19 protein-coding genes, 1 tRNA gene and 1 pseudogene are annotated in these 23,887 nt (G+C 69.8%); 10 read left to right on the forward strand and 11 right to left on the reverse strand.

Features of this window, described 5'->3' with window-relative positions; all coding sequences use genetic code 11:
- Positions 1 to 98: 98 nt before the first annotated feature.
- Entirely contained in the window at positions 99 to 440 is a 342-nt protein-coding gene (locus CPH93_RS15490; RefSeq protein WP_006604173.1) for a WhiB family transcriptional regulator, read from the reverse strand.
- A gap of 382 nt (positions 441 to 822) precedes the next feature.
- Here CPH93_RS15490 and CPH93_RS15500 point away from each other — a divergent pair, with 382 nt between their 5' ends.
- Positions 823 to 3,015: a transglycosylase domain-containing protein gene (locus CPH93_RS15500; RefSeq protein WP_096213187.1), complete on the forward strand. Its 2,193-nt coding sequence runs from the start codon at positions 823 to 825 to the stop codon at positions 3,013 to 3,015.
- A gap of 89 nt (positions 3,016 to 3,104) precedes the next feature.
- Here the strand turns inward: CPH93_RS15500 and CPH93_RS15505 are convergent, their stop codons facing one another.
- On the reverse strand, positions 3,105 to 3,569 hold the full coding sequence (locus CPH93_RS15505; RefSeq protein WP_006604175.1) for a GatB/YqeY domain-containing protein: 465 nt from the start codon (positions 3,567 to 3,569) through the stop codon (positions 3,105 to 3,107).
- Between the two features lie 133 nt (positions 3,570 to 3,702).
- On the opposite strand from CPH93_RS15505, the gene CPH93_RS15510 reads away from it, so the two are divergent.
- The 3 genes from CPH93_RS15510 to CPH93_RS15520 all read left to right on the forward strand — a co-directional run bounded on the left by CPH93_RS15510 (position 3,703) and on the right by CPH93_RS15520 (position 5,760).
- Positions 3,703 to 4,629 carry a metallophosphoesterase gene (locus CPH93_RS15510; RefSeq protein WP_096213188.1) on the forward strand — a complete coding sequence of 309 codons (927 nt, stop codon included), beginning with the start codon at positions 3,703 to 3,705 and terminating at the stop codon, positions 4,627 to 4,629.
- A gap of 316 nt (positions 4,630 to 4,945) precedes the next feature.
- Positions 4,946 to 5,674, forward strand: a complete 729-nt coding sequence (locus tag CPH93_RS15515) for an integral membrane regulator (RefSeq protein WP_096213189.1) — start codon at positions 4,946 to 4,948, stop codon at positions 5,672 to 5,674.
- Between the two features lie 12 nt (positions 5,675 to 5,686).
- Positions 5,687 to 5,760, forward strand: a tRNA-Pro gene (locus tag CPH93_RS15520).
- A gap of 352 nt (positions 5,761 to 6,112) precedes the next feature.
- Here the strand turns inward: CPH93_RS15520 and CPH93_RS35775 are convergent.
- Together CPH93_RS35775 and CPH93_RS15525 are read right to left on the reverse strand one after the other, a co-directional pair.
- On the reverse strand, positions 6,113 to 6,271 hold the full coding sequence (locus CPH93_RS35775; RefSeq protein WP_159395003.1) for a hypothetical protein: 159 nt from the start codon (positions 6,269 to 6,271) through the stop codon (positions 6,113 to 6,115).
- 419 nt (positions 6,272 to 6,690) lie between these two features.
- The gene (locus CPH93_RS15525) at positions 6,691 to 6,945 is read right to left on the reverse strand and encodes a hypothetical protein (protein WP_093488948.1); all 255 of its coding nucleotides are present in this window, start codon (positions 6,943 to 6,945) and stop codon (positions 6,691 to 6,693) included.
- An 880-nt stretch (positions 6,946 to 7,825) separates the two neighbouring features.
- Between CPH93_RS15525 and CPH93_RS15530 the strand changes: the two genes are divergently transcribed.
- The 3 genes from CPH93_RS15530 to CPH93_RS15540 all read left to right on the forward strand — a co-directional run bounded on the left by CPH93_RS15530 (position 7,826) and on the right by CPH93_RS15540 (position 13,839).
- Positions 7,826 to 11,854: an nSTAND1 domain-containing NTPase gene (locus tag CPH93_RS15530; protein ID WP_096213190.1), complete on the forward strand. Its 4,029-nt coding sequence runs from the start codon at positions 7,826 to 7,828 to the stop codon at positions 11,852 to 11,854.
- Between the two features lie 432 nt (positions 11,855 to 12,286).
- Positions 12,287 to 13,075: a GntR family transcriptional regulator gene (locus CPH93_RS15535; protein ID WP_096213191.1), complete on the forward strand. Its 789-nt coding sequence runs from the start codon at positions 12,287 to 12,289 to the stop codon at positions 13,073 to 13,075.
- Between the two features lie 5 nt (positions 13,076 to 13,080).
- Positions 13,081 to 13,839, forward strand: a complete 759-nt coding sequence (locus CPH93_RS15540; protein ID WP_096215455.1) for a glycosyltransferase family 2 protein — start codon at positions 13,081 to 13,083, stop codon at positions 13,837 to 13,839.
- Positions 13,840 to 13,910: 71 nt separating this feature from the next.
- Here CPH93_RS15540 and CPH93_RS15545 read toward each other — a convergent pair whose 3' ends face one another.
- A complete protein-coding gene (locus CPH93_RS15545) occupies positions 13,911 to 14,831 on the reverse strand; it encodes an FkbM family methyltransferase (RefSeq protein WP_173909819.1) in 921 nt (306 codons plus the stop codon).
- Between the two features lie 235 nt (positions 14,832 to 15,066).
- Between CPH93_RS15545 and CPH93_RS15550 the strand changes: the two genes are divergently transcribed.
- The gene (locus CPH93_RS15550; protein ID WP_096213192.1) at positions 15,067 to 15,597 is read left to right on the forward strand and encodes a hypothetical protein; all 531 of its coding nucleotides are present in this window, start codon (positions 15,067 to 15,069) and stop codon (positions 15,595 to 15,597) included.
- Between the two features lie 93 nt (positions 15,598 to 15,690).
- Here CPH93_RS15550 and CPH93_RS15555 read toward each other — a convergent pair whose 3' ends face one another.
- Entirely contained in the window at positions 15,691 to 16,908 is a 1,218-nt protein-coding gene (locus CPH93_RS15555; RefSeq protein ID WP_096213193.1) for an amidohydrolase family protein, read from the reverse strand.
- Positions 16,909 to 17,103: 195 nt separating this feature from the next.
- Here CPH93_RS15555 and CPH93_RS15560 point away from each other — a divergent pair, with 195 nt between their 5' ends.
- Entirely contained in the window at positions 17,104 to 17,556 is a 453-nt protein-coding gene (locus CPH93_RS15560; RefSeq protein WP_096213194.1) for a DoxX family protein, read from the forward strand.
- 122 nt (positions 17,557 to 17,678) lie between these two features.
- Here the strand turns inward: CPH93_RS15560 and CPH93_RS15565 are convergent, their stop codons facing one another.
- The 5 genes and pseudogenes from CPH93_RS15565 to CPH93_RS15580 all read right to left on the reverse strand — a co-directional run bounded on the left by CPH93_RS15565 (position 17,679) and on the right by CPH93_RS15580 (position 21,405).
- The gene (locus tag CPH93_RS15565) at positions 17,679 to 18,902 is read right to left on the reverse strand and encodes a sensor histidine kinase (RefSeq protein ID WP_096213195.1); all 1,224 of its coding nucleotides are present in this window, start codon (positions 18,900 to 18,902) and stop codon (positions 17,679 to 17,681) included.
- 50 nt (positions 18,903 to 18,952) lie between these two features.
- Positions 18,953 to 19,105 carry a hypothetical protein gene (locus CPH93_RS35780; protein ID WP_159032236.1) on the reverse strand — a complete coding sequence of 51 codons (153 nt, stop codon included), beginning with the start codon at positions 19,103 to 19,105 and terminating at the stop codon, positions 18,953 to 18,955.
- Between the two features lie 9 nt (positions 19,106 to 19,114).
- Positions 19,115 to 19,414: a hypothetical protein gene (locus CPH93_RS15570; protein WP_096213196.1), complete on the reverse strand. Its 300-nt coding sequence runs from the start codon at positions 19,412 to 19,414 to the stop codon at positions 19,115 to 19,117.
- Between the two features lie 210 nt (positions 19,415 to 19,624).
- On the reverse strand, positions 19,625 to 20,275 hold the full coding sequence (locus CPH93_RS15575; protein ID WP_231977438.1) for a response regulator: 651 nt from the start codon (positions 20,273 to 20,275) through the stop codon (positions 19,625 to 19,627).
- Positions 20,276 to 20,571: 296 nt separating this feature from the next.
- Positions 20,572 to 21,405: pseudogene (locus CPH93_RS15580) on the reverse strand (class I SAM-dependent methyltransferase).
- A gap of 240 nt (positions 21,406 to 21,645) precedes the next feature.
- On the opposite strand from CPH93_RS15580, the gene CPH93_RS15585 reads away from it, so the two are divergent.
- Complete coding sequence (locus CPH93_RS15585; protein WP_173909985.1) at positions 21,646 to 23,451, forward strand: S9 family peptidase; 1,806 nt, start codon at positions 21,646 to 21,648, stop codon at positions 23,449 to 23,451.
- Positions 23,452 to 23,887 lie beyond the last annotated feature (436 nt).

Raw genomic sequence — 23,887 nt, forward strand, 5'->3', positions numbered from 1 at the left:
GGAGCACCAAGGGCACTGACCGGCACGCCATGCCGGAACGACCGGACCGAGCCATCAGCCGAACGTTCTCGGCCATGTTCTGCCGGCCGGACCCGCGGCTACCCGACCGCGGCGAACTCGTCGAACATCTCGTCCTCACAGTCCACGGACAGGATGCCCGTGCTGCGCTCGTATTCCGTACGCGCTGTCTCCAGCAGCCGGCGCCATGACGTCACGGTCGGGCGGCGACGCAGCAGCGCCCTCCGCTCGCGTTCGGTCATCCCGCCCCACACGCCGAACTCCACCCGGTTGTCCAGGGCGTCGGCCAGGCACTCCGTGCGCACCGGGCATCCGGTGCACACCGCCTTGGCGCGGTTCTGGGCCGCCCCTTGAACGAACAGTTCATCCGGATCGGTAGTGCGGCAGGCTGCCTGTGCACTCCAGTCGGTTACCCAGCTCATGCTGGCGCCGTCCTCTCCCGAATCGAGGCTCCCCCACGGCGGCAATCGGCATATTCACCGTTGCCAGTTGAGGACGTTACGGAAGGCAGACAGGGCGCAACACCCCCTTCGGGCCCAATCTTGAATGGCCCGAACGGACTATGCGTATGCGGCAGATCACCCAACGGAGTGACCGCAGGGCATACCGCATTTTGCGCACAAGGCGGGACACTTCACCGCCCTGACACGGGATTTTTGTCGTCATACACGGGCACGTGGGGGTGCGGGCCGCGGGGAGTGGGGGTTGACGAACTCGTGCGTAACCGTTCAGCTGGGCAGCCGAGAACAGGCTAAACGAACAGGTGCACCCCTGTCCGGCGGATTGAGAACGTAGGGTGCCCTCATGCCTAAGAAGCGCGATGGCGGAGGTCTGTCCAAGACGCAGCAGGCCGCCAAGTTCCTCGGTGTCAGCGTCCTGGCCGGAGCGGTACTCGCCGGTCTCGCGCTCCCGGCGGCCGGGGCCCTCGGCCTCACCGCCAAGGGGTCGGTCGAGGGCTTCGACGACATCCCGACGAACCTCAAGACGCCACCGCTCAGCCAGCGGACCAGGATTCTGGACGCCAAGGGCGGCGAAATCGCCAAGGTCTACTCGCGTGACCGCACGGTCGTCGGCCTCAAGGACATGTCGCCGTACATCCAGAAGGCGATCGTGGCGATCGAGGACGCGCGCTTCTACGAGCACGGTGCCGTCGACCTGAAGGGCATCCTGCGGGCGGTCAACAAGAATGCCCAGTCGGGCGGTGTCTCCCAGGGCGCCTCGACGCTGACCCAGCAGTATGTGAAGAACGTCTTCGTCGAGGAGGCGGGTGACGACCCGGACAAGGTCGCGCAGGCCACCCAGCAGACCATCGGCCGCAAGATCAAAGAGCTCAAGTACGCGATCCAGGTCGAGAAAGAGCTCGGCAAGCAGAAGATCCTGCAGAACTACCTCAACATCACGTTCTTCGGGCAGCAGGCCTACGGCATCGAAGCGGCCGCCCAGCGCTACTTCAGCAAGCACGCCAAGGACCTGAATCTGCAGGAGTCGGCGCTGCTGGCCGGCCTCGTCCAGTCGCCCAGCCGCTATGACCCGGTCAACGACCCGCAGGAGGCCACCCGGCGGCGCAACACCGTCCTGCAGCGGATGGCCGACCTCAAGGACGTCACCCAGGCGCAGGCCGACGCGGCCGCCAAGAAACCGATCAAGCTGGCGGTCAGCCGCCCCAAGAACGGCTGCATCACCGCCACCGACGGCGCCGGCTTCTTCTGCGACTACATCCGCAAGGTCTTCCTCGGCGACCGGTCCTTCGGGAAGACCCGGAAGATCCGTGCGCAGCGCTGGAACGAGGGCGGCATGACCATCCGCACCACCCTCGATCCCCAGACCCAGAAGTCGATCCAGGCGTCGCTCGGCGATCACGTCTACGACGACGACCCGGTGGCCGGCGCAGCCACCATCGTGGAACCGGGCAGCGGCAGGATCCTCGGCATGGGCCAGTCACGCCCGTACGGCTTCGGCGAGAACCAGACCGTGATCAACCTCTCGGTCGATCACCGCATGGGCGGCGGCGCCGGCTACCAGCCCGGCTCGACCTTCAAACCGGTGATCGCGGCGGCCGCGCTGGAGCAGGGGACCAGCCCAGAGCAGGAGTACCCCTCGCCGTACCGGATGCCGTATCCGAGCCCGGTCCAGACCTGCGACGGCGAGTGGCAGGGCACCGACAGCACCCAGAACGAGAACAAGGAAGAGGTCGGCCCGTACGCGATGAAGGAGGCGACCGCGAAGTCGGTCAACACCTACTTCGTGCAGCTGATCAGCGATATCGGCATCTGCCCCGCGGTGAACATGGCTCAGAAGATGGGCATCGAGCGGGCGGACGGCAAGCCGCTGCAGCAGGTGCCGTCGATGACGCTCGGCGTGCAGGAGATGTCGCCGCTGACCATGGCCGCCGGGTACGCCGCCTTTGCCAACGGCGGTGAGTACTGCTCCCCCGTCGCCATCGAGTCGATCACCGACGCGCGGGGCCGGTCGCTGAAGGTCCCGCAGACCAGCTGCCGCAGCGCGATGTCCAAGAAGACCGCGGACACGATCAACACCCTGCTCAAGGGCGTGGTCGAGGACGGCACGGGCAGGGAAGCCGGCCTCCGGGGACGGGACAGCGCCGGCAAGACCGGCACCAGCGACAGCCGCTACGCCGCCTGGTTCGTCGGCTACACCCCGAACGCGGCCGGTGCGGTCTGGGTCGGCGACCCGCAGCACAAGCGCAAGATGTACGACATCACCATCGGCGGCGTCCCTCACGACAAGGTCTACGGCGCCGACACCCCCGGTCCCATCTGGCGGGACGCGATGACCGGCGCCCTGGACGGCCGGCCCGCGCCCGCCCTGCCCACCGTCCCGATCGACGACCCCGCCAAGGACAAGAGCCCGGGCGACGAGGGCGACAAGGGGCCCGCCAAGCACAAGCCCGGCCGGGGCGGCCACGGCAAGAAGCCGGGTGGCGGCTGGAGCATTCCCGGCTTCCCGGACATTCTGGGCGGCGGTAACGGCGGCTGACAGACAGCCGGTTGGCCCGTACGACAACGACCGAGGGCGCCTCCACGACGGAGGCGCCCCTCGGCTTCCGGCAGAACTGCCGCGGCCGCTCAGCCGGCCAGCAGCTTCTTCACCACCGCGGCGACCCGGCCGCCCTCGGCACGGCCCGCCACCTGCGGGTTGACGATCTTCATGACGGCGCCCATCGCCCGCGGCCCCTCGGCACCGCCGGCCTTGGCCTCCGCCACGGCGGCCGCGACCAGCTGCTCCAGCTCGTCATCGGTCAGCTGCTTGGGCAGATAGTCCGCGAGCACCTCGCCCTCGGCGCGCTCCCGCTCGGCCTGCTCGGCCCGGCCGCCCTGGGAAAAGGCGTCCGCGGCCTCCCGGCGCTTCTTCGCCTCCCGCGCGATGATCTTCTCGACCTCGCCGTCGGACAGCTCGCGCGCGGCGGTGCCCGCGACCTCCTCCTTCTGGATCGCGGTCAGCGTGAGACGGAGGGTGGAGGAACGCAGCTCGTCGCGTGCCTTGATCGCAACGGTGAGGTCGTCCTGCAGCTTGGACTTGAGCGTGGTCATGCCGTCGAGTATGCCCCCACCCACCGACAACCGCCGCGCCATTTCCGCCCGGGCAACCGCCTACCCCCACCCGGCGGACCCCCCGCCTGCCGGTGCGCTGCACCCACCCCCGTCACTCTGCGACGATGGAAGCATGCGCGCGCGATACGGAGTACCCCTGACCCTGACCGCAGTCGGCGCGGCCGGCCTTGCCTATGCCGCCGGCTTCGAAGTCCGCTCCTTCCGCCTCCGGCGCGTCACCGTGCCCGTACTGCCCCGTGGCATGCGGCCGTTGCGCGTCCTGCAGGTCTCCGACATCCACATGGTCAGCGGACAGCGCAAGAAGCAGCGCTGGCTGCAGTCGCTCGCCGGGCTGCGCCCCGACTTCGTCATCAACACCGGCGACAACCTCTCCGACACGGAAGGCGTCCCCGAGACGCTGGACGCGCTGGGCCCGCTGATGGAGTTCCCCGGTGCCTACGTCTTCGGCTCCAACGACTACTACGGCCCCAAGCTGCGCAACCCCGCCCGCTATCTGCTCGAACGGGTTCAGGGCCGGCACGGCCTCAACGGCAACGCGCCCGTGGTGAATGCGGTCCACAACCCGTGGGAGGACCTGCGCGACGCGTTCGACGCGGCCGGCTGGGTCGGCCTGTCCAATTCCCGCGGCCGCCTCAAGCTGGAGGGCATCGAGATCGCCCTGACCGGCCTGGACGACCCGCACATCAAGCGGGACCGCTACGCCGAGGTGTCCGGCGGCCCGGAATCCGGCGCCGACCTCTCCCTGGCCGTCGTCCACGCCCCCTATCTGCGCTCCCTGGACGCCTTCACCGCGGACGGCTACCCGCTGATCCTGGCCGGCCACACCCACGGCGGCCAGCTCTGCATCCCCTTCTACGGCGCCCTCGTCACCAACTGCGACATCGACACCGACCGGGTGAAGGGCCTGTCCACCCACACCGCCGGCGGTCACACCTCCTTCCTCCACGTCTCCGCCGGCTGCGGCACCAACCGCTACACACCGATCCGCTTCGCCTGCCCTCCGGAGGCGACCCTGTTGACGTTGACGGAGCGGGGCTGAGGGTCTGGCCTGGGGAGTTTCGGCGATCGATACGGCGGGGGCGCCGTTGGGGCCGAGAGGGGGGGCGCTTGGGCCGTCGGGCGCTGACACGGTCAAGGGCCTGACACGGTCGGGGGACTGAGGAAGTCGACGGGCTGACGCGGTCCGGGGGCTCAGGCGGTCGAGAGCTGAGGCGGTCCGGGGGCCGGGATCCATGTCCCTGCTCGTTCCGCCGGCTCCTCGCCAAGGTGCCGGAACCGGCCACGAGCTCCCCCGGACCGGAGTTTTGCCGGATGGGGACTCCCCCGCTCACTGATCATCGCCGTAACGTGGAGGAATGTCCGACCCCACCCGGACCTCGCAGTCCACGCGCCACGCCACCGGCCCGGCCGGCGCCGCCGCCCGTACCCCGGCGGCAGCCGTCGCCCCCACGATCCGCCGCCCCTTGGCGGCCGCCTTCCGCGCCCTGATCACCGCGGCCGCCCTGACCGGCCTGCTCCTCGCGGCCGGCGGCGCCACCGCCCCGGGCGCTCTGCTGACCCGCTTCACCGTGCAGGCCAACCTCGTCGCCGCGCTGGTCTTCGCCTGCTCCGCCCACCGCGCCTGGACCGGCCGCCGCGCCCCGAGCCCGCGCCTCACCGGCGCGCTGCTCCCCTTCCTCTTCCTCCCCGCCCTCCTCCACTACGCCTTCCCCGCCGCCGACTCCACCGCCTTCGCCCTGCCGCACGCCACCGCCCCCACCGTCACCCAAGCCCTTTCGCACCAGCTCCTCTACGCCCTCACGCCCTTGGCCGCCCTCGCCGACTGGCTCCTGCTGACGGCCCCCCGCGGCTTCCGCCCGTCCTGCGCCTGGCAGTGGCCGGCCTACCCCCTGCTCTACCTCGCCTTCACCTTCGCCTTCCCCGCCGCTGCCGGCGCCCCTTCTCCCGACGCCGCCCTCGCGCTCACCATCGGCCTGGCCGGCTGCCTTCTCCCCTTGATCGTCATCGGGATCGACCAGGTCAGGCCCGCTCCCCGGCTCCGCAGGAACCGGATTTCACCTACGGGGATCGGTCCGCTAAAGTAGAGCTCGTTGCTTCGGGGTGTAGCGCAGCTTGGCAGCGCGCTTCGTTCGGGACGAAGAGGTCGTGGGTTCAAATCCCGCCACCCCGACTGAAGGAACAAAAGGTCAAGGGCCTGATCCTCATTGAGGATCAGGCCCTTCCTGTGTCTGCGGTGATCGTTGGGGAGAAGTCCGGGAGAAGATCTTGGGCGAGGTCTTCCAGGCGCTTCGGGCTAACGCGCTCTCAGGCGCTCCTGCTGCAGTCGATCGAGCACCGGAACGCGTGACCTGGGACACAGGTACCAGGCGAGCGTCGGGGGCTCACGCCAGTCCGTCGTCAGGCCCTCCATCTCTCCCATGCACTCGTGCGTCAATTTGACTGGCGTGCCCAGCTTTTCGCTGCGCGCCCTGATGAGCGCTGCTTCTGCTGGTCGCGCCGATCGCTGTGGGAGACCGGCAGGTTCATCCGCTGTGCAGCCAGATCACGGCAGCTGGGCCGTACTTGAGGACGACACGCAGCTTTTCGGTAGTGACGGACGAAGGCCCTGGTTCCGCTGCTGCCGCCGCCCCGGCCTTCGCGCTGCCGCCGGTGGGCAGGTCCTTGCGCTGGTGGGCGGACATTCGTGAGGTGAGGCGCACTCGCGCTGATATCCGTAGAGGAAATCGGCGTTCCGACCATTGGGCCTCTGATGCATGCCCGGCAGTGCGCATTCTCCACTACTTCTGAACGCGAAATGGAGGCAGCGGCATCGGATGGAATGTGTCAGGGGTGGCGCATGCTCATAGCCGGTCTATTGCGCAGGGAGAATCAATCCCCGCGCGAAGCCCATCGATCATGGACGCTTGGCGCGTTGTGCGCACCGCACACCACATGCTCGCGCTCCGGGACGGCGGCGAATATATGCGATTCCGCTACATTTCCCTCGCATTATCGATTAGCGCGCCGTTTGCGGCCGTACTGGAGAGGGGCCGGCGCGGGAGCGCCCCGCACCCAGGGGGCACTCGTGATCAGTGCGCCCCTGAGCTGGGCGGAAGCATGATCAGAGACGCCGCAGCCAGGCTGCGGCGCCGTGGCCGACCGCGAGGTAGATCACCGCAGGCAAGGCGTAGTTGAAGAAGACGCGCAGCGCTTCGGTATCCATGGTGAAGATGTCCTGCGACCAGCCGGCGAGCCAGTCGGCCATGCCGTGCACGAAGTCGACGAAGACGCTCGCCTGATTCGCATCGAGCAGGTACAGCAGGATCCACAGCCCCAGGAATACGGCGGCGATATCCGCGAGGCTGTGAATGATCAAGGCCAACCGATCGGCCCCGACGCCCCTCCGGTTACCCGCCGGATTCCTGGGCGTGTAGGACGGAGCATTCGAAAAGCCGCCGTATGGGGCACCGGGTGCAGGATGAGCGGGAGAGGGGGAATTGTCATTGCGTGGGGTGTACGCCCTTGCGGCGGGCATTGGGGCCGTATCGCCGCCACGCGGTGCGTGTGGACCGCCGTGGTAGGGCGGGTTTCTACTGGGGTCGTATGGGGCATTTTGCGGTATGCCGTCGTTGCGGTAACTCATGGTCGGCCACATTTCCCGCCCGGGGTTTTCAAAACCCTCTTCACCGCCAATTCACATTCCTGTCGCTCCGGAAGTGACAGGTAAGTTGCGGGGCGGCCGGCGCCCCCGGTGCGGGTTACCTGGGCGGGGTCGAGGGGCGCGGCATGCGAGCGCTCGCCACGGCGGACCGCCGCGTACGGGCCTGCGCGCCCTCCGCCGCCGTGCCGTTCGACGCCGGTCTCTCCCCTCGTAGAGACCGGTGCCGAACGGCTCGGACGGTGCCGATCCGCGCCCCCCGTACTGGCGCGGATCGAAGAATGGTGGACCCGTAGGCGACGCGATGGCGGTCCGGAGGGGACCGGCGCCACGGATCTCTTCAACTCATGCGCCGAGACCTCACTACCGGATGGTGACTCCGGCGGAATATGACGAGAACATGCGTCAAGGGTTCTCTCCGCGCGCTGAGCTGGTGGCCTGTAGGGCCGATACCCGGTTGCTGCGCTGCTGCGTCATGATCCTGCCAGCTGCGGCTCCCGCCGAGGAGGTTCCGGCATCGGACCGACGGCGTTACCGCAGGTCAGCCAGATAAGGTGAGTTTTCCGGTCCGGATGTCCAGGCGCGGGGGAAGTAAGGAGTGGAGACCTTGAGTTCCGACTCAGGGGCACGCACAGCCTTCGCGGAACGGCTCGCGCTGCTGTACAAGGAGGCCGGCAACCCTCCCCTCAAGAAGGTGGCCGAAGCGGTCGTCCGGCTTCAGCGGGTCGACGAACGAGGGCGGCCCGTGCGGGTGTCCGTACAGCGGATCAGCGACTGGCGACGGGCCAAGAACGTGCCGGCCCAGTTCGACGGCCTCGCCGCGGTGCTGCACATCCTCGTCCCCGAAGCACGGCGCCAGCGGCCCGTGCCGGTGTCCACGGGCCTGTACGACCTGGCCCAGTGGCAGCGCCTGTGGGAGCGCGCGGTCGGCGACCGCGCCGCGGCATCCGCGGACGAGGAGGAACGCCCCCCGGTCGAAGCTCCGACCGTACCCGGTGTGTGCCCCTACCGGGGGCTGGCTTCGTATCGTCAGCAGGACGCCCGGTGGTTTTTCGGACGGGAGCGGAGCACGGATGCCCTCGTCGCTCAGCTCCGCGCAGCGGAGACGACGGGCGGCCTGGTCATGCTCGTGGGCGCCTCCGGTGCGGGGAAGTCCTCCCTGCTGAACGCCGGCTTGGTGCCCGCGGTCCGGAACGGCGCATTGGGTGACGGGAACGGCCGGGAAGTGCTGCAGCTCGTGCCGGGCGGCGATCCGCTCGCGGAGCTGACCCGTCGGATCCCTGAGCTTGCACCCGTCCTCTCTGCCGCGGAGGAATCAGCCGCGAAGGAGCCCGGTACTGCGCACTTCGCGCGCGGGGTGCGGGAGGCCGTCGCGACATGGGCGGGGCGCGGGACGTCCTCCGCGGCTCGTCCCGTCGTCATCGTCGATCAATTCGAGGAGGCGTTCACGCTCTGCTCCGACGAGGCGGACCGGCGCACTCTCCTCCAGCTCCTCCATGCCGCGTGCACGCCCTCCCCCAAGTTCTCGACTTCGCTCGAACAGGGGGGACACCCATCCTCGGGTGCCCCGGCCCCCGTGCTCGTCCTCCTCGGCATCCGCGCCGACTTCTACGAGCAGTGCCTCGGGTATCCCGAACTGGCCGACGCGCTGCAACACCGGCACATGGTGCTCGGGCCGCTGACGACCACGGAGCTGCGGGACGCGGTGACCGGCCCGGCCAAGGCAGTGGGTCTGGAACTCGAACCGGGGCTGGCGGAGCTGATCGTCCGGGAAGTGAGTGCCGACGGCCCCGGCGGGACGCACGACGCGGGGGTGCTGCCGCTCCTCTCCCACGCCCTGCTCGCCACCTGGCAGCGGCGGAAGGCCGGACGGCTGACGCTGGCCGGCTACCGCGCGGCGGGCGGGATCCAGGGAGCGGTGGCGGCGACCGCCGAGCGGGCCTGGTCCGGCCTCGACCCGACAGCGCGCACGGCCGCGCGGCTGCTTCTGCTCAGGCTGGTCCGGCTGGGCGAGGACACCCAGGCCACCCGTAGGCGGGGGACGCGGCGCCAGCTGGCGGAGGAGTCGACCGACCCCCACAAGACGGAGGAATCGCTCGAAGCGCTGGTGCACGCCCGGTTGGTGACGCTCGACGCGGAGGCCGTGGAGATCACCCATGAGGCGCTGCTGCACGCCTGGCCACGCCTGCGCGACTGGATCGACGAGGACCGGAACGGCAATCTGCTGCGCCAGCGGCTGGAGGAGGACGGCCGGGCGTGGGAGGACTCGGACCGTGACCCGTCGCTGCTCTACCGGGGTTCGCGGCTGGAACAGGCCCGCACCTGGGCGCAGTCTGCCGGTGACACCTTCCTGACCCGAAGCGCGGTGGCGTTCCTGGCGGCTTCGGTCCGGCTGCGCAAGCGCACGGTCTGGATCAGCCGAGCCGCGGTGTCGGCGCTGGCCGTCCTGGCGATACTGGCCGCCGGTTCGGCGGTGGTCGCATGGCAGCAGCGGGACGACGCGGTGTTCGGGCAGGTGCTCGCCGAAGCCGATCGCGTCCAGCTCACGGATCCGTCGTTGTCCGCCCAGCTCGACCTGGTGGCACACGGTTTGCGGCCGGACGACGAGGGCACCAACAACCGGTTGATCTCGACGGTGAACGCGCCGCTGGCCACGCCGCTGCTCGGCCACACCGGCGCCGTCTACCTCACCTCGTTCAGCCCGAACGGACGGCTCCTGGCCACCGCGAGCTACGACCGCACCGTCCGGCTGTGGGACGTGGCGGACCCGACGCGCCCCCAACCTCTGGGCAAGCCCCTCACCGGCCACACGAGCTGGGTGAGCAGCGCGGTCTTCAGTCCGGACGGACACACCCTCGCCAGCGCTTCGGACGACGGCACGATCCGGCTGTGGGACCTGCGGGACCCCGGCCACCCGCAGCCGATCGGTGCGCCCTTGACCGGCCACCACGGCTCGATCTATCTGGTCGCCTTCAGCCCGGACGGACGCACCCTGGCGTCTGCCAACGAAGATCACAGCGTGGGCCTCTGGAACGTGGGCGACCCGCACCGGCCGAGGCCACTGGGCGACCTGACCGGCCACACCGCCGCCGTGCGCTGCCTGGCGTTCAGCCCCGACGGACGGACCCTGGCGGCCGGCGGCGACGACAACACGATCAGGCTGTGGGACATGGCCGATCCGCGTCATCCGACGCCGTTCGGCAGGGAGCTGAAGGGCCACAAGAGCACGGTGCACTCGGTGGCCTTCAGCCCCGATGGCCGCACGCTCGCCAGTGGCAGCTCGGACGACACCATCCGGCTCTGGAACGTGGCCGCCCCACGCCGCGCGAGACCGCTCGGTGCGCCGCTCACCGGCCACACCGGCCCCGTATGGTCGGTGGCCTTCAGCCCCGACGGAACCATGCTCGCCGCGGGCAGCGCGGACAGCACGGCGAGCGTGTGGAACGTCAGCAATCCCGCCTACCCCTCGCAGGTCGGCGAGCCGCTCGCCGGCAGCAATGGCGAGATGTACGCCGTGGGCTTCAGCCCCAACGGCCGCACCCTCGCCACCGGGAGCGGCGACAGCAAGGTCCGCCTGTGGTCGATACCGGCGTCGGACATGATCGGCCGCATGGGAGCGTTCCGCCCGGACGGGCGGGTGCTGGCCACGGCCGCGCGCGACGAACGGGTCCGGCTGTGGAGTGTGCGCGATCCCCAACGGCCCGCCTTGCTGGGCAAACCCTTCACGGCCGGGGAGGGAGACGTGCGGACGATGGCGTTCTCCCCCGACGGCCGCACCCTCGCGGTGCGGACGGGCAGCCGCGCCGTGCAGCTGTGGAACGTCAACGACCCGAAGCGGCCGGTCCCCTACGGGCCGCCCGTCGCGCTGCGGACCCGGTACGCGGACGCGCTGGTCTTCAGCCCGGACGGGCGCACGCTGGCCACCGCCTACGACGACCGCACCATTCAGCTGTGGGACGTCAGCGAGCCCTCCCACCTCCGTCCGCTCGGCCCGCCGCTCACCGGCCACACCGGCTACGTCAACTCCCTCGTCTTCAGCCCGGACGGCCGCACGCTCGCCAGCGGCAGTTCGGACGCCACCGTCCGGCTCTGGAGCGTGACCGACCCGCGTCATGCCGCCCCACTCGGCGCGCCGCTCAAGGGGCACCTGGGACCCATCAACATGCTCGCCTACCGTCCGGACGGCCATACCTTGGCCAGCGGCAGCGACGACAACACGGTCCGGCTCTGGAACGTGACCGATCCGCGTCACGCGAGGCCGCTCGGCGCACCGCTCACCGGGCACACCGAAGCGATCGTGTCGCTGACGTTCAGCCAGGACGGCCGCACCCTGGCGAGCGGCGGCAACGACGACATGGTCCGGCTCTGGAACGTCACCCAACCCGCCGCGGCCACTCCCATCGGTCAATCGATGAGCCCCAACGCCAAGACGGGCAATTTCTTGGCGTTCGGTCCCCAGAGCCACCTGCTCGGGGTGTCGAGCGGCGCCGATACCGTCCGGCTGTGGAACCTGGATTCCGGCGAGGCAATTCGCCGCATTTGCTCCACCACTCGGGGCGTGCTGACGCCGAAGAAATGGCAGGAGTATTTGCCCCGGCTCTCGTACGCGCCTTCGTGCGGCGAGTAACGGAGCCCGAGGCGCAACGCCCCGCCTGTCACCCCGGCCTCAGGCGGGGCGCGCCCGGTCGGCTCGGCAGCGCCCTTGGTCCGCTGCTTCTCCGTATCCTCACCACGGTGGACCACGTTGCGTGATCCCAGTCACAACCCGTCATTGCAGCTGGGCAGTTGACTCCCGCGGTGCAAGCAGCCTTGTTAGGCTTGGCCACAGCCCGATCGCTGGTGCATCCCCCGTCGCCAGCGGTCGGGCGCTTCCATGTTCTGAAGACCGCGGTCGTGACGTCCGCGGTCGTGAAGACCGCGCCGCCTTCCCGACGAGCTGGACGTCATGGGCCACGCCGGAGCACCTCCCCACACGTCAACACCTCTTTATGAGTCATAAGCTGGGGCCGTCTGGCCGGGCGGCTGGCCAGCGCGCCGAGCGACGGAACGGTGAGTGCCGATGGCAGTGGCATACGAGCGGATCGCGGACATCCTCCGGCAGTCCATCCGCGCAGGCCGGCTGAGGCCGGGAGATCGCTTGCCCTCGGAGGCGAAGCTCGCCGAGGAGTTCAAGCGCAGCGTGCCGACCGTCCGGGACGCCCTTCGCGTCCTGCGGGACGAAGGCCTCATCGAGAAGCAGCACGGGCGCGGCAATTTCGTCCGGCGCCCGCGCACCACGGCCGTGCGCACGAACCTCCGCCACCAGTGGGAGAAGGGCCGCGCGCGCGAGCCGCTGGCGGAACGGGCCCAGACCGGAGCCACCGAGCAAGACACCGGCCTCCAGGTCAACGACCTCGTCTTTCACGCGTCGTACCGCGAGATCGAGGCGGACAAGCACCTCGCGGAGGCCTTCGCCCTGCCGGAAGGCACCCGCCTCCTCGAACGCAGCTACCGCACCCGGTACGCCGCCGAGAGCGCTCCCTTCAGCCTGGTGACGTCCTATCTCGTCCACGACTTGATCGCGGAGAACCCCGACCTGCTGGACGAGACCAAGGAGCCCTGGCCGGGCGGCTCGCAGAGCCAGCTCTACACCGTCGGAATCGAGCTGGACCGCATCGAGGAACGCGTCACCGCCCGCCCGCCGACGCCCGAAGAGGCGGCGGAGCTGGAGCTGCCGCCCGGGACGTCGGTGCTCGTACTCCGGAAGACCTCGATCGACATCAACGACCGGGTCGTGGGCGTCTCCAAGGTCATCCTGCCTGGCGATCGCACGGAAATGCTGTTCACCACTCACCTGGAAAGGTGGTGAGTGCCGTGCGCCGGCGCATCATCATCGTCACTGCCGTTCATGCACCGTCAGCGCACTACCTGCCGGAGGCGTACCGGTCGCTCTGCCGGCAGGAACTGCCCGACGGGTGGGAGTGGCAGTGGGTCATCCAGGAGGACGGACGGAGTAACGAGGTCGCGCCGCACGTCCCGGATGACGAGCGGGTGATCTTCCGGCAGGGACGGCCCGGCGGCCCCGGCGTCGCCCGCACCATCGCCCTGGCGCACGCGGAGGGTGAATACCTCAAGGTCCTGGACGCCGACGACCAGTTGCCGCCCGGCGCGCTGGCGCGCGACCTGGCCGCCCTCGAAGGCGACCGCAGCATCGGCTGGGCGACCTCCCGCGCGGTGGATCTGCTGCCGGACGGCTCGACTGCCGGCTTTCCGGGCGATCCCGAGCCGGGCCCGATCGAGCGTGGCGCCGTCCTCGACTTCTGGAAGGCGAACGGTTTCCGCGCCCAGGTCCACCCGGCGACGCTCTTCATGCGCCGCGACCTGGTCCTCGCCCTCGGCGGCTGGATGGCCCTGCCCGCGTCGGAGGACACGGGTCTGCTGCTCGCGCTGAACGCCACGAGCCGCGGTTGGTTCACCCCGGAGGTAGGACTCCTCTACCGCAAGTGGCCCGGTCAGGCGACCGGTCAGGCCTCCCACACCGACAGCGCCGAACGCGATGCCCGCATGGCGGTCGTCGAGGCCAGGGCGCGGGAGCTCGCGCGCTTCGCGTGGCGTTATCCGGGTGCCGGGTGATCGTTATCGGTTGGCCGGTACCGGAGGGGCCGGGCGGCCGGCCGGGCGAGAGCGATCCGCAGGGCCACCCGTCACGGCAGCAGTTCGGCATCCACCCGCGAGAAGATGAGATCGCTCTCCTCGCTGACCGGGCCACGCCAGCGCACCGGCACCGCGGTAGAGCGATGAAGTGCCGCCGGGTAGCTTTCCGGCGCGTAGCTGTTGGCGAGTCGGTAGACGTGGAAGCCGTGCGCGCGCATCGTCTCCAGCAGTTCCTCGGCCGAGTCGCCCAGCCGCTCCATCCGCTCCGGGGTGACTTCCACGGTGAGCTCCGCGTCCGGCCTGAGCCTGTCGAGCACCGGGGCCAGGCCACGGATCACACCCCCTTCCGCGCCCTCCACATCGATCTTGATCACTCGGGCCGCGGCGAGCTCTTCCTGATCGAGCACGTCGGGGAGCGGCTGCGCCTCGACATCGAGCCTGAGCTCCGCCCGTCCGTCGTAGGGGACGATGCCTGCCGCGCCCATGTTGTGTGAGCTGGCAAGGATGAAGGAGACCGTCTTCCGCACGTCAGAAACGGCGGCGTTGACGACCCGGATGTTGTCGCAGTGGTTGAGCTCGGCGTGCTGCACGATCCTGCGGTGGAGCGTCGGCGACGCCTCGATCGCGACGACTCTGCCCGCCTCCCCCACAAGCCGGGAGGCGAGCAAGCTGTAGTAGCCGACGTTGGCACCGACGTCGATATACGTGTCCCCCGGGCGGAGCCGGCGCTGCAGCCAGCGCGTCATGTGCGGCTCCCAGACGCCGAACAGGTAGACGAACCGCTGGATGAGGTCCTGCGTATCGACGGCCATCGCGGTGTCGAATCGGGTAGGCACGACCCTTCGCCGAGGGTGATCTCTGAGCTGCCGGTTCAGGTACCGCGCAGCCGCCTCTTTGCCGAAGGGGACCGGGGCGTCCCGCACGTACCCGCGGGCGAGAGTGACCCACGCCTCCGGTATGGAGTTGCCCATCTGATCGCGTCTCCTGTCGCTCACACCCAGCCGCCTCCAGCGTGGCCTCTTCGTGGCCCACCGTATCGGCCATGGTGCGGACGCCTCTCTGGTGTGTTGACGCCCGACGTGCCACCCTGCGCGGCACCCGATGCTCGGCCCTGGCAGGGCCCGGTGCCGAGCCAGTCCGCAGACACCTCATGACGCGGACCCCTTCATTACGCAGCCCCGTCGCTCTGACAGAGAGGAGACGGCATTGAGCGAGGCCAAGGGAGTTGAGCAGCAGGGCCCCGCAGAGGCCGACGTCGCCGTAATCCGGGACACCCCGGGGAAGGCGAGCACCGCGGAGGCGCTCAGGAGAACGCACGCCGCCCGGGCGCGAAGTGCCGCTGCCCGCACCACGGCGGCCTGCCACTACGCCGGCGTCGAAGCGGATCCAACCGTAGTGGTGGCCGTACCGAAAGAGGCTGCCGCCAAGGCGGCCAACGCCCTCCGGTTGTCCGCCGACGCCATCGCCGCGTTGGCCGGGAGTGCTCCCGATCCGGCGGCAGACGGCCGGCAGGCCAGGAATGCTGCTGCCGCCGCCGTTCTGGCGGCCCAGATAGCGCAGTCCCACATGGGCGGCGAGCTGTCCGATGCCGCATACCGGGCGGCCCTCCTCGCCTCCCAGGCGGCGGGAAAGGCCGCCGGACGGGACGGATGGGGCAGAAACGCCGCGTTCAACGCCGAGGCGGACGCGGCCGAAGCCGCCGCCGTCGCGGCAGCCGAGGCGGCGGGCTGGAGGTAGCGGCCTCGGGACCCGTCCGGCACGCGGACCTGTCCGGCACCGGCCACACCGGAGCACGGTGCCGGACAGGTCCACTGCGCTCTGCCCGCTGAATCACCCCTGGTCGAAGGGCAGCTCCAGCATGCGGATCGCATTCCCGCGAAGGATCTTGTACGTCACGTCCTCCGGCAGGCCCGCCACGTGCTCGGCCGCCACCTCTTTCGTATGCGGCCAGGTCGAATCGACGTGGGGGTAGTCGGTCTCGAACGTCGCGTTGTCGACCCCCACGGTCTCGATGGCCTCGACGCCGTGCTTGTCACGGAAGAAGCAGCAGAAGATCTGCCGGTAGTAGTACGACGACGGCGGCTCGGGGATCAGGTCCTGCACCCCGCCCCACGCCCGGTGCTGCTCCCAGACGTCGTCGGCGCGCTCCAGGGCGTACGGGATCCAGCCCATCTGGCCCTCGCTGTACGCGAGTTTCAGCCGCGGGAACTGCACGAGTACGCCGCTGAACAGGAAGTCCATCATCGACGCCATCGCGTTGTTGAAGCTCAGGGAGGCCTGCACCGCGGGCGGCGCATCCGGCGAGGCCGCAGGCATCTGCGAGGACGACCCGATGTGCATGTTCACCACGGTCCCGGTCTCCTCGCACGCGGCGAAGAACGGATCCCAGTACCCGGAGTGGATCGACGGCAGCCCCAGGTACGTCGGAATCTCGCTGAAGGTCACCGCCCGTACCCCGCGCGCGGCATTGCGCCGGATCTCGGCGACCGCCAGGTCGATGTCCCACAGCGGGATGAGGCACAGCGGAATCAGCCGGCCCCCGCTGTCTCCGCACCACTCCTCCACCATCCAGTCGTTGTACGCGCGAACGCAGGCGAGTCCGACCTCCTTGTCCTCGGCCTCCGCGAAGGTCTGCCCGCAGAAGCGCGGAAACGTCGGGAAGCAGAGCGAGGCCTCCACGTGGTTGAGGTCCATGTCCGCCAGCCGGGCCTTGGGGTCCCAGCACCCGCGGCGCATCTGCTCCCGCGTGATCCCGTCCAGCGTCATCTCGTCGCGGGAGAAGCCCACCGCGGCAATGATCCGCTTGTACGGGAAGATCAGCCCCTCGTACTCCCACCAGTCGGTGATCTGACCGTCCGGGTCCGTGGTGAACCGGTACTTCCCGCCGACGTACGCCAGCTCGCCGATGCCCGCGGTGAAGGGCTTCGGCCCCTTGTCGCGGTGTTTCTTCGGGAGCCAGGTCTCGAAGAGGTGCGCGGGCTCGATCACGTGATCATCCACGCTGATGACCTTGGGAAGCTCCGCCGTGCCGCTCTCGCTGCTGATCACGCTGTACCCCCAACTGCCCGCCGGTGAGTCACACGCCGGACCCAGTTTCTGACGCTCCATCAGTTGCGAGGTTATGGGCTCACCCTTGCGGCGACAAGGCGAGCTGGACAACTGCACCTCTTGCGGGATCGCGCCACGTCCGGTGAACTGACGCTTCGTCAGTTCAAGCGTCAGTCGACGAGTCGAGGCGACAGCATGCATACGATCTGGCTCAGCGGTGCCGAGTGGTTCGCCGTCCTCCGCATCGGTCTCGGACTGTGGTGGCTGGAGAGCTGGCGCCACAAGGACAAGAAATCCTGGTTCGCCGGCGGCGGCATCACCTGGGCGGCCGGCATCGCGGCCGCCCACCGGTGGCCCACGGTCCGCACGAGCTTCGAGCGCTTCGTGAAGCCACACCCTCGGCTGATGGCGTACCTCGTGGCCTACGCGGAGCTCGCCCTCGGCCTCGGCCTGATCGTGGGCTTCCTGACGCCGATAGCCCTGGTGGCGGGGGCTGTGCTCAACCTGATCTACCTCGTACTGATGATCCACGACTGGGCGGAGCAGGGGCAGAACCTGATGATGGGGCTGATCTCGGTGACCGGGCTGCTCGGGGTGAGTTGGCAGAGTTGGTCGCTGGACGGTGTTTGGGGGCTGTTTTTGCGGTAGCGCTGGGGGACCCCGTCCGCGTGCTGAGAGGGGGTGTTTGGCAGGGGCACTGCCGGCTGAGAGGGGGTGTTTGGCAGGGGCACTGCCGGTGACATTCGGCCCCGCTCTGTTTTTGACGCCGGTCAGCCGGGCAGTTCGACGACCAGTCGCCAGGAGCGGTGGGTGGCGTCGGGGCCTGCCTGGAGGGTTCCGCCGGCCAGGGCCAGGCGTTCCCGCATACCGGTGAGGCCGTATCCGGAGACCGGCGGGCCGTCGTCGACGAAGGCCGCGGCCCGGGGGATGTCGTTGCGGACCTCCAGCCGTACCTTCCGGTTGCCGTAGTTGTTGGCGTGGGCGGAGTGGTCGGAGTCGGAGTGGTCGGACTCGGAGTCGTCGGAGTCGTCGTAGTTCAGTACGACGTCCACGGCGCCACCTGGGGCGTGCTTGGCCGCGTTCGTCAGTGCCTCGCGGGTGGCCCGGACGAGGGCGACGACGGGGCCGGACGGCAGCGGGCGGGTGGTGCCCGTAGTGGTCAGCCGAATCTCGGTGCGGTGGTCGCGGCGGAAGTTCCCGATCAGCTGGGCCAGCATGTCCGGGAGCGGCAGCACCTCGTCACGTAGCGCCGCGACGGCGGCAGCCGCCTCGGCCAGCCCTTCGTCGGTCAGCCGGTTGGAGCGCCGGATCCGGGCGCGGACGCCCTCGATGTCGCCGTTGTCCAACAGTGCGTCGGCGGCCTTGAGTTGGACGGTGAGCGCGCCGAGGGAATGCGCCAGGACGTCGTGGATCTCCCGCGCGATCCGGGCCCGCTCCTCCAGCACGGCGACCTGCGCCTGTTCCTGCTGCATCAGCGTGGTCTGGCGCAGTAGTTGCTCGGCCTGGTCGGCGCGCAGCCGGGACTGCCGCTGGTTCAGGCCGAGCAGGGTGAGCAGCAGCATCACCAGGGCGTAACCGGCCAGATCGCCGAGCCCCGCGCCGCCGGTCGCCGAGCTGATCAGGGTCAGCGCGAGGCAGCTGCTGAGCACCAGCCACAGCGCGGCCGCCCGCGGCCGGCTCCAGGCGGCGAACCAGCCGAGCATCACACCCACCATGATCACGGCGGTGGAGTCATCGGCCCACCCTGCGGCCGCCGCGGGCATCGCGGCGCTGCTCACCAGGGCGATCCCGGCCCACAGCGGGCGGCGGTCGATGAGGAAGTGGGAGGCGAACCAGCAGACGGAACTGGCCCCGTAGACCGCCCACATGACCGGGGAATTCTCCCGGGCCGTGGCCAGCGTGCCGATCAGCAGTCCGAAGCCGACGATCTGCATGACCGGATTCGCCGACATGAACGAGGCCGGGGCACCGCCCTGGTCGCCTGTGGCGTGCACCCTCTCTCCCGACCGGCCCTCGCCACTACGGCCGGCCCCCACGGCGGCGGTCAGCGGCGGCCTACCTTGCGAGCGACGATAGCCATCACGATCAGCGCGATGACCACCGCGCCGACGATGATGCCCATCTTCCACAGCCTGTCCATCAGCAGATGGTGCAACAGCTCGTCGTGGTCCGTCTTGGCGGCGAGGAACGTCCTCATGGCTGCGGGTCACCTCCGCCGGGCTCGGTCATGGAGTGCCACGAGCGCTGCGTGCAGCAGGCCGGCCCGGCGGCCGCGATGTCCGTCGCGCTGTCCGCCGGGCCGGTTTTCGATCAGGGTGCGGGCGATCGGGCCCACCTGTTCGCTCGCCCGGCTAAAGGTTCTTTTGTCGATCGATCCCTGGCGTTTGAGCATCACCAGCGCAGCGAAACCGATGAGCACGAGTAACAGAACACCGACCGCGATCAGGGCGAATCGCCACAGCACCACATTCATGAGACCGCCGCTGTTCAGCGCCAGAGTCATCATGTTTTCCCCTCCCGTAGTCATTCCGAAGGCCTTTCGAAGGCCTTTCGTCGACGCTAGCGCGGCAGTTGTGGCCGCCGGTCGGGTCCTCGGGTGGATCCTGGGTGGAGCTGGGGTGGACCCCGGTAGGAGTCAGGTGGAGCTGGGGTGGGCCCGTCCCCGGTCGGAGTCACGGGACCTTCGCGCACTCTCCATAACGCCGCTGCCGCGGCGTCATTCCGTATAGCGGTATTCCCTCGCATAGTGAATCGCCTGTGCACGGTCCTTGCTTTTCGTCTTGGCGAAGATGCGGTTGATATGGGTCTTGACCGTGGTTTCGCTGATGAACAGATGCCGGGAAATCGCACGGTTGTCATGCCCGGCGGCAATCAGCTTGAGGACGTCGACCTCCCGCGCGGTGAGGCCGTCGTCCGGCGCCGGGGCGGGCCGGTTGTGGGACGCCGCACGGATGAGGGTGCGCTGCACACCGGGGTCCAGCACCGCCTGGCCGGCGGCGGCAGCGGTGAGCGCGCGGGCGATGGCGTCCTTGGTCGCGGACTTGGTGAGATATCCCAGTGCACCGGCCTGCAGCGCCTCCAGGGCGAGGTCGTCGGAGGCGTACGTGGTCAGGACGACCACCTGGGTATCCGGGTACTCCTGGCGCACCCGCCGAGTCGCTTCCGCGCCCGTGCAGTGGGGCATGGCCAGGTCCATCAGGACGATGTCCGGGCGGTGTTGGGCAACCAGGGCCACGGCTTCCTCGCCGTCGGCCGCTTCGCCCACGACCGTGATGCCCGGCATGGTCCCCAGTAAGAGGACGAGCCCTTCGCGCACTGCCGCCTGGTCGTCGGCGACGATCACCCGGATGCCGGCTTCTGTGGTCACGAGGCCAGTTTCCCCTGCGCCGCTTCCGGTGGCGAGGAGGTTTCGCCCCACACGGCGTCACCTGGGCACCAGGGGTTGCCTGCCCCCGCGTTGCCCTACCGGTCGGCGGCCGCTGCCCCCCACCACCGGCCGCCTGCCGACCGACTGCCCCGGCTACTTGGCGTCAGCTGTGTCGGCTGCGGAGGCCCGCCAGACGACCTGCTCGAAGCCCTCTCCTTCACCGTCGAAGACGATGGCGGCGGGAGCATCGCCCTGCGGCAGCAGATGGATGGAGCACTCGGTCCCACAGCGTCCCCTCAGCCCATACGGCTTGCCTTCAGCGAGTACATGAGGGGGATCCGGGGGCGGTCGGGGCCGAAGCGGTGGTAGCCGTCGCGGTCGCGGCGCAGTGCGGTGAAGCGCTGGAACATCGTCATGTCGTGCTCGTGCAGAAAGTCGATGCGCAGGCCGGCGCCGGCCAGGGCGGAGACGACATCGCCGAGCGGATGCTGCCATTCGACGCTGCGGTTGTTGACCGTCGGCGCACCGAAATCCGTGTAACTACCGGGGGCTTCGCCCACCCATGCGTCGCGGCTGAAGTAGTCGTGGACGATGCGCGATCCGGTCTCGTCGTCCAGGGCGTCGCACAGCGGGTGGAATTCAGCGAGGTAGAGGAAGCCGCCGGGGGCGACCAGGGACGCCGCGGTGTCGGCTCAACGCTCCAGGTCCGGGAGCCAGTTCAGGGCGCCGATGCCGGTGTAGACGATGTCGTACGCGGCATCGGGGACGGCTTCGGCGGCGTCATAGACGTCGGCGGCGACGAACGCCGCGCGGTCCGAGTCGTAGCCGAGCTCGGCGGCCAGCTCGCGGGCGGCTTCGACGGCCGGTTCGGAGAAGTCCAGGCCGACCACGCGGGCCGCGCCGCGATGGGCCCAGGAGAGCGTGTCCTGGCCGAAGTGGCACTGGAGGTGGAGAAGGGACCGGCCGGTGACATCGCCGACCTCCGCGATCTCGAAGTCACGCAGCACATCCCGGACCCGCCGGAATCGGCACTGATCGTAAAAGTCGCTCGCGGTGTGGAGGGCGACGCGCTCGTCCCACCTCGCACGATTGGCCTCCCGCCAGTCGTCAGCGCTCGTATGTTGTCGCATTCGGCGAAGTTATCCACAGCCTGGTGACCCTCGCCAACGGAATTCCGGCGCCAGGCGCAGAATGGGCCCATGACTGACGAGACGACCGCAGGCCCAGCTCACGCCACCGACCCGAAGCCTTCGACGACCGATACCCGCCATGGGGCCGAGACGACAGGCTCGGCAGGCCCCATAGCGGGAGCGGAGAGGCCGGCGGCGGACTCGGCAGGCACTGCGGACTCCGGCGGCGCGGTGGACGCGATGCCGGACTGGGAGAAGCGCTTCCGTGCGCCGCGGATCGGGCTGCCCGACTGGGCCGAGGACGCCCCGGAGCGTTCCCTGTTCGTCTCGAACGCCACCGGCACCTTCGAGCTGTACGCCTGGGACCGGTCGACCGGTCAGCAGCGCCAGGCCACCGACCGGCCGAACGGCACGACGGACGGGACGCTGTCGCCGGACGGCCGGTGGATCTGGTGGTTCTCGGACACCGACGGGGACGAGTTCGGCGTCTGGATGCGGCAGCCCTTCGAGGGCGGCCCGGATGAGCCGGCCACCCCGGGGATCGCCGCCGCGTACTCGGGAGGGCTGGCGATCGGCCGGGACGGGACCGCGGTCGTCGGGTGCTCCACGGACGAGGAGGGCTCCACGGTCCATGTCGTACGGCCCGGAGAGCCTCCGGTGGAGATCTACCGGCACCGCGAGTCGGCGGGCGTCGGCGATCTCTCGCACGACGGCTCCCTGATCGCCCTGGAACACACCGAGCACGGCGATGCGATGCACTCCGCGATCCGCGTCGTCCGGCCCGACGGCTCCACGGTCGCCGAGTTGGACGACACCAACGGCGGGACCGAGGAGCTGGGCCTGTCGGTGATGGGCTTCGCCCCGGTCGACGGGGACGCCAGGCTGCTGGTGGGGCATCAGCGCAGGGGTCGCTGGGAGCCGATGATCTGGGACCCGCTGACCGGTGTGGAAACGGCTCTGGAGATCGATCTGCCCGGAGATGTGGGCGCCGACTGGTACCCCGACGGGTCGGCCCTGCTGGTGGAGCACGAATACCAGGCCCGCAGCGAACTGTGGCGCTACGAGCTCGGCAAGCCGGGCGACACCGCCACGGGATCCGCGGCCGGCCGCCCGCTGACCCGGGTCGAGTCCCCGGCCGGCACGGTGTCGGGCGCGACGGCCCGGCCGGACGGAACGGTGGAGTTCCTGTGGTCGTCGGCGGCGCAGCCCCCGGAGGTGCGCTCGACGAGCGGCAAGGTCGTGCTGGACCCGCCCGGTATGAAGGCCCCCGGGTCGGTACCGGTGCGCGACGTCTGGGTGGAGGGCCCGGGGGGCCGTATCCATGCCCTGGTGCAGCAGCCGGCAGGCGAGGGTCCCTTCCCGACGGTGTTCGACATACACGGCGGTCCGACCTGGCACGACAGTGACGCCTTCGCTTCGTCGCCTGCGGCGTGGGTGGACCACGGCTTCGCGGTCGTACGCGTCAACTACCGCGGTTCGACCGGCTACGGCCGCGCCTGGACGGATGCGCTCAAGCATCGCGTCGGGCTGATCGAGCTGGAGGACATCGCAGCGGTACGCGAATGGGCGGTCTCCTCCGGTCTGGCGGACCCGGAGCGACTGGTGCTGGCGGGCGGCTCATGGGGCGGCTATCTGACGCTGCTGGGGCTCGGCACCCAGCCGGAGGCCTGGGCAGTGGGCCTGGCGGCGGTCCCGGTCGCGGACTACATCACGGCGTACAACGACGAGATGGAAGCCCTCAAGGCCATGGACCGGACTCTGCTGGGCGGCACCCCTGAGGAGGTGCCGGAGCGCTTCGAGGCGTCGTCCCCGCTGACCTACGTGGACGCGGTGCGGGCCCCGGTGTACATCTCGGCGGGCGTCAACGACCCACGGTGCCCGATCCAGCAGGTGGAGAACTACGTGAAGCGTCTGGAGGGCCGCGGCCACCCCCACGAGGTCTACCGCTACGACGCCGGCCATGGCTCCCTCGTCGTCGAGGAGCGCATCAAGCAGGTCCGCTTGGAACTCGACTTCGCCCAGCGCCATGTAGACGCGAAGAGCTAGAGGGCCAGGAAGACGGGGGAGGACGGACGGCCTGGGGGCGCCGTTGCGTGTGCGGTGGCTGAGGTGGCTCTTCGGCACGGTTCGGTCGTCGGCACTGCTGGGTCCAGACGCGCGGCCCTGCCGGAGCAAGGCGGGCCACAGCCACCGACTGTTGAGAGGTGGCCGGGGTAGTCACCGACCTCGCGCCCTGACTGCAGCGGAGGGGCGGCCGCCAGGTGGGAGCTGCGGATGGCCTCCCCTGAGCGCGGGGCGGGGGCGGCTCTCCGAGACAGAGCCGGGCGGTTGTCGGACGCGGACCGTCATCCCGCGGGGACGAGGCGCTGGCCGCACGCGGGCCGTGGGACGAGGCGCGGCCGCGAGTCGGGCCATGGAGAGGTGGCGGAGGAGGGTGGGAGGGGGAGGGCCCCCGGGGGGGAGAGGAAAGGAGCCGGAGCGC

Source organism: Streptomyces sp. 2323.1 (assembly GCF_900221035.1).
In the GTDB taxonomy this organism is placed as follows: Bacteria; Actinomycetota; Actinomycetes; order Streptomycetales; family Streptomycetaceae; genus Streptomyces; species Streptomyces sioyaensis.

Excerpts from the sequence above, each read along its gene's own strand:
- CPH93_RS15545 (WP_173909819.1), bottom strand. The coding sequence starts at position 14,831 with ATGGGCAACTCCATACCGGAGGCGTGGGTCACTCTCGCCCGCGGGTAC.
- CPH93_RS15500 (WP_096213187.1), top strand. The coding sequence starts at position 823 with ATGCCTAAGAAGCGCGATGGCGGAGGTCTGTCCAAGACGCAGCAGGCC.
- CPH93_RS15505 (WP_006604175.1), bottom strand. The coding sequence starts at position 3,569 with ATGACCACGCTCAAGTCCAAGCTGCAGGACGACCTCACCGTTGCGATC.
- CPH93_RS15585 (WP_173909985.1), top strand. The coding sequence starts at position 21,646 with ATGCCGGACTGGGAGAAGCGCTTCCGTGCGCCGCGGATCGGGCTGCCC.
- CPH93_RS15515 (WP_096213189.1), top strand. The coding sequence starts at position 4,946 with ATGTCCGACCCCACCCGGACCTCGCAGTCCACGCGCCACGCCACCGGC.
- CPH93_RS15535 (WP_096213191.1), top strand. The coding sequence starts at position 12,287 with ATGGCAGTGGCATACGAGCGGATCGCGGACATCCTCCGGCAGTCCATC.
- CPH93_RS35780 (WP_159032236.1), bottom strand. The coding sequence starts at position 19,105 with ATGAGGACGTTCCTCGCCGCCAAGACGGACCACGACGAGCTGTTGCAC.
- CPH93_RS15490 (WP_006604173.1), bottom strand. The coding sequence starts at position 440 with ATGAGCTGGGTAACCGACTGGAGTGCACAGGCAGCCTGCCGCACTACC.
- CPH93_RS35775 (WP_159395003.1), bottom strand. The coding sequence starts at position 6,271 with ATGTCCGCCCACCAGCGCAAGGACCTGCCCACCGGCGGCAGCGCGAAG.
- CPH93_RS15560 (WP_096213194.1), top strand. The coding sequence starts at position 17,104 with ATGCATACGATCTGGCTCAGCGGTGCCGAGTGGTTCGCCGTCCTCCGC.
- CPH93_RS15570 (WP_096213196.1), bottom strand. The coding sequence starts at position 19,414 with ATGATGACTCTGGCGCTGAACAGCGGCGGTCTCATGAATGTGGTGCTG.
- CPH93_RS15510 (WP_096213188.1), top strand. The coding sequence starts at position 3,703 with ATGCGCGCGCGATACGGAGTACCCCTGACCCTGACCGCAGTCGGCGCG.